Origin of the sequence: Thiocapsa sp., assembly GCF_022340925.1 — a bacterium.
Classification (GTDB): domain Bacteria; phylum Pseudomonadota; class Gammaproteobacteria; order Chromatiales; family Chromatiaceae; genus Thiocapsa.
In genome coordinates, this window is record NZ_JAJDNA010000021.1 from 1 (window position 1) to 8,758 (window position 8,758).

The 8,758-nt window shown below is 65.3% G+C and carries 10 protein-coding genes; 4 read left to right on the forward strand and 6 right to left on the reverse strand.

Going from position 1 to position 8,758, the window contains the following annotated elements:
- Positions 1 to 101: 101 nt before the first annotated feature.
- From LJE61_RS03100 to LJE61_RS03120, 5 genes are all read right to left on the reverse strand, one after another.
- A complete protein-coding gene (locus LJE61_RS03100) occupies positions 102 to 1,520 on the reverse strand; it encodes a PhoH family protein (protein ID WP_296914533.1) in 1,419 nt (472 codons plus the stop codon).
- Between the two features lie 164 nt (positions 1,521 to 1,684).
- Positions 1,685 to 2,158 (reverse strand): peroxiredoxin, encoded by a 474-nt coding sequence (locus LJE61_RS03105; RefSeq protein ID WP_296914530.1) that lies wholly within the window; start codon positions 2,156 to 2,158, stop codon positions 1,685 to 1,687.
- 109 nt (positions 2,159 to 2,267) lie between these two features.
- Positions 2,268 to 2,807, reverse strand: coding sequence for a glycine cleavage system transcriptional repressor (locus LJE61_RS03110; RefSeq protein ID WP_296914527.1), 540 nt, complete (start codon positions 2,805 to 2,807; stop codon positions 2,268 to 2,270).
- A 96-nt stretch (positions 2,808 to 2,903) separates the two neighbouring features.
- Positions 2,904 to 3,464, reverse strand: coding sequence for an FmdB family zinc ribbon protein (locus tag LJE61_RS03115; protein ID WP_296914524.1), 561 nt, complete (start codon positions 3,462 to 3,464; stop codon positions 2,904 to 2,906).
- A 110-nt stretch (positions 3,465 to 3,574) separates the two neighbouring features.
- Positions 3,575 to 4,249, reverse strand: a complete 675-nt coding sequence (locus LJE61_RS03120; protein WP_296914521.1) for a Fe2+-dependent dioxygenase — start codon at positions 4,247 to 4,249, stop codon at positions 3,575 to 3,577.
- Positions 4,250 to 4,338: 89 nt separating this feature from the next.
- On the opposite strand from LJE61_RS03120, the gene LJE61_RS03125 reads away from it, so the two are divergent.
- The 4 genes from LJE61_RS03125 (at position 4,339) to mepA (ending at position 8,285) form a co-directional block, all read left to right on the forward strand.
- Entirely contained in the window at positions 4,339 to 4,923 is a 585-nt protein-coding gene (locus tag LJE61_RS03125) for a hypothetical protein (protein ID WP_296914519.1), read from the forward strand.
- 16 nt (positions 4,924 to 4,939) lie between these two features.
- On the forward strand, positions 4,940 to 5,293 hold the full coding sequence (locus LJE61_RS03130; protein ID WP_296914516.1) for a hypothetical protein: 354 nt from the start codon (positions 4,940 to 4,942) through the stop codon (positions 5,291 to 5,293).
- Positions 5,294 to 5,300: 7 nt separating this feature from the next.
- The gene (locus LJE61_RS03135; protein WP_296914515.1) at positions 5,301 to 7,088 is read left to right on the forward strand and encodes an SLC13 family permease; all 1,788 of its coding nucleotides are present in this window, start codon (positions 5,301 to 5,303) and stop codon (positions 7,086 to 7,088) included.
- A gap of 333 nt (positions 7,089 to 7,421) precedes the next feature.
- The gene (gene mepA, locus LJE61_RS03140; protein WP_296917389.1) at positions 7,422 to 8,285 is read left to right on the forward strand and encodes a penicillin-insensitive murein endopeptidase; all 864 of its coding nucleotides are present in this window, start codon (positions 7,422 to 7,424) and stop codon (positions 8,283 to 8,285) included.
- Positions 8,286 to 8,331: 46 nt separating this feature from the next.
- On the opposite strand, the gene LJE61_RS03145 is transcribed toward mepA, so the two are convergent.
- A partial coding sequence (locus LJE61_RS03145) for a DNA-binding transcriptional response regulator (protein ID WP_296917391.1) occupies positions 8,332 to 8,758 on the reverse strand: 427 nt, incomplete at its 5' end.

Below are 8,758 nucleotides of genomic sequence, written 5' to 3' on the forward strand. Positions count from 1 at the left end.
CAATCTTCATCGGGAGGCTCCTCGTTTTGGCCTTCCTGGCCAAAAAATCAGCAGGGGACTTCCTGCCCCGCGCCGGAAGCGCTGAGTATGTCAGCGCGTCCTTAGAGCTCCTGCGAGGCGAAGTCGGCGAGGCGCGAGCGCTCTCCGCGCAGCAGGGTGATGTGTCCGCTGTGTGGCCAATGCTTGAAGCGGTCGACGACGTAGGTCAGGCCGGAGGTGGTCTCGGTCAAGTACGGGGTGTCGATCTGACTGATGTTCCCCAGACAGACGAGCTTGGTCCCTGGCCCGGCGCGCGTGATCAGGGTCTTCATCTGCTTGGCGGTCAGATTCTGGGCCTCGTCCAGGATGATGTATTTGTTGAGGAAGGTGCGACCACGCATGTAATTCAATGAGGAGATCCGGATGCGATTGCGGATCAGGTCGTTGGTCGCCGCGCGACCCCATTCACCACCCTCGGGTCGGGTCAGGACCTCCAGGTTGTCCATGAGCGCCCCCATCCACGGCGTCATCTTCTCCTCCTCGGTGCCCGGTAAGAAGCCGATGTCCTCACCGACCGGCACCGTCACGCGGGTCATGATGATCTCGCGGTACAGGCTGCGATCCAGCACCTGCGCGAGACCCGCCGCCAGGGCCAGAAGTGTCTTGCCGGTCCCGGCGGCGCCCAGCAGGGTCACGAAATCCAGCTCCTGGTCCATCAGCATGTTGAGTGCGAAGTTCTGCTCGCGATTGCGCGCCCTGATCCCCCACACGCTGTGGCGGGCCTGTCGATAGTCGTCGACCAGCTCGATGACGGCCTCGGTTTCCGCTCGCTTCTCGCGCACGATTGCCTCGAAGGCCCCATCATCCCCCAGGTAGACGCACTGGGCGGGGTGCCAGTCGGCGATGTCCGGCCCCTGGATGCCGTAGAGGGTGCGGCCCTCCTCTTTCCACGAATCGAGCGACTTCTCGTGGTGCTCCCAGAAATCCTCCGGCAATGCCTCCATCCCCGTGTACAGCAGGGTGACATCGTCGAGGACCTGGTCGTTCGAGTAGTCCTCGGCCGGGATACCCAGCACCGCCGCCTTGATGCGAAGGTTGATGTCCTTGGAGACGATGATCACCTGGCGATCGGTTCGAAGCTCGCGCAGGGCCTGGGCGGTCCCGAGGATGTTGTTGTCGGGCACGGTACCGGGAAGTGAATTCGGGAGCTTGAGAACGAGCGGCTCGGTCTGAAAGAAGAGCCGACCGGTCGCCGGGAGCTGGATGCCGCCCCCGTTGGCGGAAATGGGGCCGATCTGCAGCCCGGCATCGATCTCGTCCTTGTCGGCACCGGACATGAGCTGGTCGAGGAATCGAGTGACCTGACGCACGTTGCGCGCGACCTCCGAGAGTCCTTTCTTGCCGTGGTCGAGCTCTTCCAGAACGATCATCGGCAGGAAGATGTCGTGCTCCTGAAACCGAAAGATGGCGGTGGGGTCGTGCATGAGCACGTTGGTATCGAGGACGAACAGGCAGGTCTTATCGTTTTCGCGTTTGATCATAGGACTGGGCACATTGGGTCATCCTGACGCCCGAGGCGGCAGGCGTCCGATCCGGTGGGAAATGAGCCACACGGGGCGGGGCCGGCCCTCCTCCGGGAGCCACAAGGCGGAATGCCGCAGGCCACGACGATGGCCGAAGGCCCCGCCCTGTGGCGAAGCGACCTTCAACCGCCTGCCAGCCGCTGCGCAGCCTCCAGCACTTCGGCGACGTGGTCCTTGACCTTGACCTGCCGCCATTCCTGGCGCAGCACGCCGTCCTTGTCGATCAGGAACGTACTGCGCTCCACCCCGAGGCTCTCCTTGCCGTACATCTTTTTCATCTTGATGACATCGAACGCCTTGCACAGGACCTCGTCCGTGTCGGAGACGAGGTCGAATGGAAAGGATTGCTTGGTCTTGAAGTTTTCTTGGGCCTTGACCCCGTCGCGCGAGGCACCGAGGACGCGCGTATTGGCGGCGTCGAAGTCCCGCGCGGCATCGCGGAAATCCTGCCCCTCTTGGGTGCAGCCGGGTGTACTGGCCTTGGGATAGAAGTAAAGGACCAGGTTCTGGCCCCGATAGTCCGACAGCTTGATGCTCTTGCCACCGGTTGCGGGGAGCTCAAGGTCAGGGATAGTCTCGCCGATCGCCACGCTCATGCGGGATGCCTCCGCTGTTGGATCTTCTGTCGAACCACTGGAGGTGGTGGCACTGCCGGGCAATTCCCACCATCCGACGCCCGCCAGCGCCCGGAATGCATCCTGCGCATCAGCCCTTGATCGGCTCGAGCACGGCGTCCAGGTTTAGCCCGTCACAGTAGTCCATGAACTCTTCCCTCAATCCCGCGATGTGCAGATCCGCCGGAATGCCCACGGTCATATGCACCGAAAACATCGGTGTCCCCGTGTGGGCCGCAGAATAGGTGGTGGTCGACATGTCCTCGATGTTGATCTTGCGGTCGGCGAAGAAGCCTGCGAGGTTGTTGACGATCCCGGGATGGTCCATTGAGATCACATCGACCGCGTAGGGGAGCAGATTCCCGCCGACGGCCCGCTCGCCCGTCCGCTTCGCAGTGATCGTCATGCCGAGCTGCCGCTCCAGCTCCGGCAGGGTGTTCTCGATCTTGGCCAGCGTGTTCCACTTGCCCTCGACCAGGAGGATCGCCGCGAACTCGCCGCCGAGGACGGTCATACGGCTGTCCTCGATGTTACATCCATGCTCGAGCACAGCCTTGGAGATCTGGTTGACGATACCGGGGTGGTCTTCGCCGAGCGCCGAGATCACGAGGTAGGTCTTCTGCCGTGTCATATCCTTGTCGCAGGTTGCGGATTCCGGAGGCCGCGCGCAGTGTAGCACGGGCCATCGCCCCACTGCATCGGGCCCGCGGGCGCGTGACAGCCCTCTTCAGCCGGGTGATTCATCCCGCAGGGTGCTCGATGCGTGCAAGGGGTACCAGGTATCGTCGCGTGCGGCGGGCAACAGGTCGCGGCGCAGCTGCTTCAGGGCTTCCGCCGTCCGCCTGCCGCCCTCCTCACCCAACAGATCCTCTTGATCGAGCACATCACCGAGCTCGGCATCGATCTGATCCGGGTCTTCACCCGCCTCCATCCGGCGGATCGCCTCGGCCATTCCGTCGCCCAGCCTGAGGCCAGTCGCCTCGAAGAGTCTGCGCATCGTCTGCGCGGCCTGTTTGGGGTCATCCTGGTCGAGGTTCTCCAGCTCGCCCGCCATGGAGGCAAAGGCGTTCATCAGCTTCGACTCGTCCAGACCCGCCGGTAGCCCGTCCCCTTCGGCGCCTCCCCCTTCTTGATCAGGCGCACCGCGGATCGCAAAAAGGCTCGCCTGACGGCCGAGGTCCGGTCGACCGCAGCGCGGGCAGGCAGGGCGCGTCTCGGTATCGACCCGACGCGAAAAAAAATTGAAGATGGCATGACAGTCGGGGCAGTAGAACTCATAGACCGGCATGATCAGGGCTCCTACTCGGACGTGCGGCTCGCATGATTCTATTACCGATCGGGGGTCGCGGCATCGGTCCGTCACTCCGTCGCAAACCTGCAGGTGCCGTGCACCGCTCCTCAAAGCTCGCCCCACATCCGCAGGAGATTCGCATAGGACCGGTCGACGTAGGCCGTCGTGGACTCACCGGGGGCATCTTTCAGCAGCTGCTCGCGAGCGAGGTTCAGCTCGTAGAGCAGCTCGCGCCTGGCAGGGTCGCGCACATGGCTCTGGATCCAGGTCAGGGCCACCAGGCGTTCGCCATGCGTGACCTCGGCGACACGATGCAGGCTCGAGGAGGGGTATATGATCGCGTCGCCCGCGGCGAGCTTGACCTGCTGCTCACCGAACGGGGTTCGGATGACCAGCTCCCCGCCATCGTAGGTCTCGGGGGCGTTCAGGAAGATGGTCATGGAGACGTCTGAGCGGAACCGCGGCCCGCCGGAGCCCATGATCGGGTCGTCCACGTGCTCCCCGTAGGCCATTCCGGGTGTATAGCGTGCGACGATCGGGTCCGCCACCCGGTGCGGTAGGACACCGAACCGAAAGGTCTCATGATGGCCGAGACTGGCCATGATGATTCGGACCAGCCGTTGCATGCGCTCGGGCTCGGGTCGCATCTCCTCGTTGCGCTTGACCCGACCGGCAGCAAAGCCGGCGCTGAGCTTGCCGTCGACGAACGGCGCGCCGACAAGGGTCTCGTGGATCTTGGTGATCTGCGCGGGATTGAGCAGTTGCGGGATGGTCAACAACATAATGCGGTCCGAGTCGGATCTTCATGATTGGCTTTGGCCGCGTCCGGGTTAGAATCAAAGCCGGTTCAAGTCGAAGTGCGAGACGCGGGATGCTTCTGAAGGCCATCATCGACGATCATATCTACGAGCTCAATGTCCCCGATGCCTTGATCAGCCAGGCCCAACCCTTCTTCGACCAGTTGGATCAGGACATGGACGGCGGGTGGCAGATGAGCCGCGAATGGGTCGAACGACCCGATCGGCTGCAGCGCTGCCAGATCGTCGCCGACAAGCTGCTGACGGCGCTCGAATCGGAGAACCAGCAGCTCGGCATGATGATGGCTGGCTATCTCCTCGCCCGCCTGCCCGGTATCGAATCGGTCGAGCTGGACGTGCAAGGCGAGATCCAGAACAACCGCTTCCACCTGACCGAGCATCGACCCATCGCGGAGACGCCGCGCGGGAGCGCCCCATCGGGGGCGGGCCTTAGCAAGCTGGAGGCCATGGAGCAGGCCGGCAAAGACGTCACCAAGGTCTTCAAGGTCGGCCGGGGCTACCGCTTCTCCGTGTTCGACCACGCAACCGGCACCTGGCAGGACGCGCCGCTGGCACCCACCGAGGAGGATGCCTCGCGGCTTCGCCAGGAGGCATTCAAGGCACGTTACGAGGCATTGCAGCGCAGCCAGGACGATTGAACCTGATCGCTGAGTCATGGCCGACCTCTTCAGCGTCACTGCCCCGCCGACCTTGCGTTGCCCGGACGGCACACGCCAGATCATCGCCGCATGCCTGCCCCGCGCGCGCCGCCTGCTTGACCTGGATCTCCACTGGCATCAGTGCACCCCCGCCCCATCTGCCCATCTGCTTGCCGGGGCGCTGCGCAGCGCTGGACCCTGGAGGATCGGTGGCTGTGTGATCAGCGTCCCCGGCTGTCACCACACCGGCCCCGACCCGGCGGCACCCTTCGCGGCGTGGCTGGCCTATCTCGTGTCGGACGGCGGCGCCAGCTATCCGCCGTCCGAGCAGATCCGGGCCGTCGCCCGACGTCTCGGCGCATTGGTCTAGCGGCGGGATGGACGCATTCCTGCAGCTCGGCTGGGAGGGCTGGTTCAGCCTGGGGATCGTCGCACTCTGCTTCGGCCTCTTCGCCTTCAGCCGGGCCGCGCCCGACGTCATCACCGTGGGTGGCCTGACCCTGCTGCTGGTCGTCGGCATCCTGACCCCCGCCGAGGCGTTGAGCGGCTTCTCGAACCCCGGCATGTTGACCGTCGGGGTACTGTACGTGGTCGTCACCGGGCTCACCGAGACGGGCGCCGTCGGCTGGGTCGGACCCAGCCTGCTCGGTCGTCCGCGCGGCCCCACTGACGCCCGTCTGCGCCTCATGCTGCCCGTCGCCGGGCTCAGCGCCTTCCTCAACAACACCCCGGTGGTGGCGATCTTCATTCCGGCCGTTCAGGACTGGGCCAAGCGCCACCGTCTGGAGCTATCACGCCTCTTGATTCCGCTCTCTTTCGCAAGCATTGCCGGCGGCACCTGCACGCTCATCGGAACCAGCACCAATCTGGTCGTCAACGGGCTCTATGTCGAGCGTCTGGGGGGCGAGGGGCTCGGACTCTTCGAGCCGGTCTGGGTCGGCCTGCCGGTGACGGTCGCCGTGCTCGTCTTTCTCTTGACCGCGGGACACTGGCTCCTGCCGAAACGCCTCCCCGCGGCGGCCAGCTACGAGGACGTCCGTCAGTACACCTCCGAGATGCTGGTGCAGCCGGGCAGCCCGCTGGTCGGGAAGAGCATCGAGGATGCGGGGTTGCGTCAACTCCCGGGGCTCTTCCTGATCGAGATCGAGCGGGGGGAGCAGGTCATGGCAGCGGTCTCCTCCGAAGAGCTTCTGCAAGCCAATGACCGGCTCGTCTTCGCCGGCATCCTGGATTCGGTGATGGATCTGCAGCGCACGCGCGGCCTCATCCCCGCGACCGATCAGGTCTTCAAGCTCAACCTGCCGCGTCCCGGACGCTGTTTCGTCGAGGCCGTGCTCTCGGACAAGTCGCCGCTCGTCGGCAAGAGCGTCCGCGAGGGGCGCTTCCGAAATCGCTACAATTCGGTCATCATCGCGCTCGCCCGCAACGGAGAGCGGGTCGCGCGCAAGATCGGCGATATCGTCCTGGCGCCGGGCGACACCCTGCTCTTGGAGACGCGCCCGAATTTCGTCGAGCAGCAAAGGAACTCGCGCGACTTCCTGCTGGTGAGTCAGATCGGGGAGTTCCATCCCCTCAAGCATGACCGAGCGCCGGTGGCCATCGCGATCGTCATCGCCATGATCGCGGCGGTGAGCCTGGGCTGGCTCAGCATGTTGGAGGCGGCACTCCTCGCGGCCGGGCTGATGATCTTCACGCGGTGCACCACCAGCCGCACCGCGCGGCGCGCACCGGATTGGCAGGTCCTGGTCGTCATTGCCACCTCGTTCGGCATCGGCGCGGCGTTGGAGAAGACCGGCGCCGCATCGGCCATGGCCGGAGGTCTGATCGGGCTGGCGGACGGCGATCCCTGGATCACACTCGCCCTCGTCTTCATGGCGACCGCGCTCCTGACCGCGCTCGCGACCAACAACGTCGCCGCGGTCTTGGTCTTCCCGATTGCCCTGCAGGCCGCCGAGGCGATGGGGGTCGCGCCCGAGCCATTCATCCTCACCCTGATGGTCGCGGCATCGGCCAGTTTCGCGACCCCCATCGGCTATCAGACGAACCTGATGGTCTTGAATGTCGGCGGGTACCATTTTGGGGACTTCGTACGGATCGGCGTCCCCTTGACCCTGCTCGTGGGGCTGTTGACCGTCGTGGTCGTGCCGCACGTATGGTCTTTCTAGCGCTGACGTATTCAGCGTTGGCCGTCCGGGGCAGGAGGCCCCGGCATGTTCAGGCGCCCCGGTGACTGGACAGGGAGCCTTCCGAGAGGCGCGCCTCTCGGAAGGCGAGCTGATGATGGCCAGGATGGCCACTCATCATGTCCCGAGCAACCTGGATGGCTTGAGGCCGACAGGCTCACAGGGCAGTCTGCGATAAACCGCGGCTTGAGCGATCGACATCCGGGGTGTTGTGACGAGGGCGGTGCTCCTAGCCGAGCCAGCCCGCGGCGGCGCCTCCGGAGACGCCGCGGTCATGCGTTGCGAAACGTCTTTCTCACACCAAGGAGCCGATCCATGTCCCAAGCGTGCAGGCCGCCAGTCAAACGGATCGCCCCCGGTCCCTGGATCGCGGGCATCCTCGCCTGGATCTCCGCAAGCGCCGTCCAGGCCACCCCATGGGCCGAGGTTGCCGCGCCGAGCGGCGGGCCTCCGCGTGTCATCGGGGCCGTCTCGAACGGCTGCATCGGGGGCGCCGATGCCCTGCCCGAGACCGGGCCCGGCTATGTCAGCGTGCGCCGTTATCGCAACCGCCACTATGGTCATCCGGAGCTGATCCGGTTCATCGAAGACCTGGGTCGCAGCCAGCAGCGAAGAAGCGCGCAGCTGGTGATGATCGGCGACCTCAGCCAGCCCCGCGGCGGCCGGATGCCCTCCTCCCATCGCAGTCATCAGAACGGATTGGACGTCGACATCTGGTTCACTTTGGTCGGCTCGGCCGCCGCCGCAACGAGACTGATGGACAACCGCTCCGACCCGACGAGCATGGTCCAACCCGGCGGCATCTTCGTGAGCCCGCATTGGGGAACCGATCAGCAATTCCTGATCGAGACGGCCGCGCGCCACCCGGCGGTGGAGCGGATCTTCGTCAATCCGGCGATCAAGCGCGCGCTCTGCCACGATGTGAAGGGTGATCCCGACTGGCTGGGGAAGATCCGTCCCTGGTGGGGTCACGACTCACACTTTCACGTCAGACTGACCTGTCCAGCGGGGAGCCCCGATTGTGAGGCCCAACCCGCGCTCGGCGGCGGCTCGGGCTGCGGGCAGGAGCTTGCCTGGTGGTTCAGCGAGGAGGCACGCAGCCCATCGAAGCGAGGCACGGACAGGACCAAGCCGGAACCCCGCGCGCCGGCGGCCTGCATGGCGCTCCTGCCTGGCTAGCCGCGCAAGCGGGGCGGGGCAGCTGGTGAGCCGCGCCCCTCGCGTCTCAGCCCAGTGCGCGCCTCAGGGCCACCTCCACCCGCGCCGCCTCGACCGGGAAGGGAATCGCCTCGAAGACCGGAAAACGAGCGGTCATTGTTTCGAGCTTGTGCCGGTGCTCGGGCGGATAGAAGCAGATGACCTTGACCTCGGGGTGGCGCTGCAGGCGCGCCATCAGCGTCTCCAGATTGCTGGTCCGGTCGCGAAAATCGGACTGGAAGTTGTATTCGGCGACGATGACATCGGGGACGCGACGCTTCAGCGCCGCCTGGGCCTTGCGCTGCGAGCTCACCACCTCGACCTCGAAGCCCAGGCCGCGATAGAGCGGGGTCAGGTTGGGGTAGCCGCCAAGCTCGATGATGGCCAGCAGGGTCGGTGTGGCCGCGGGCATCAGGCAAACACGATCCAGGTGGTCGCGATGTACTTCGCACCCG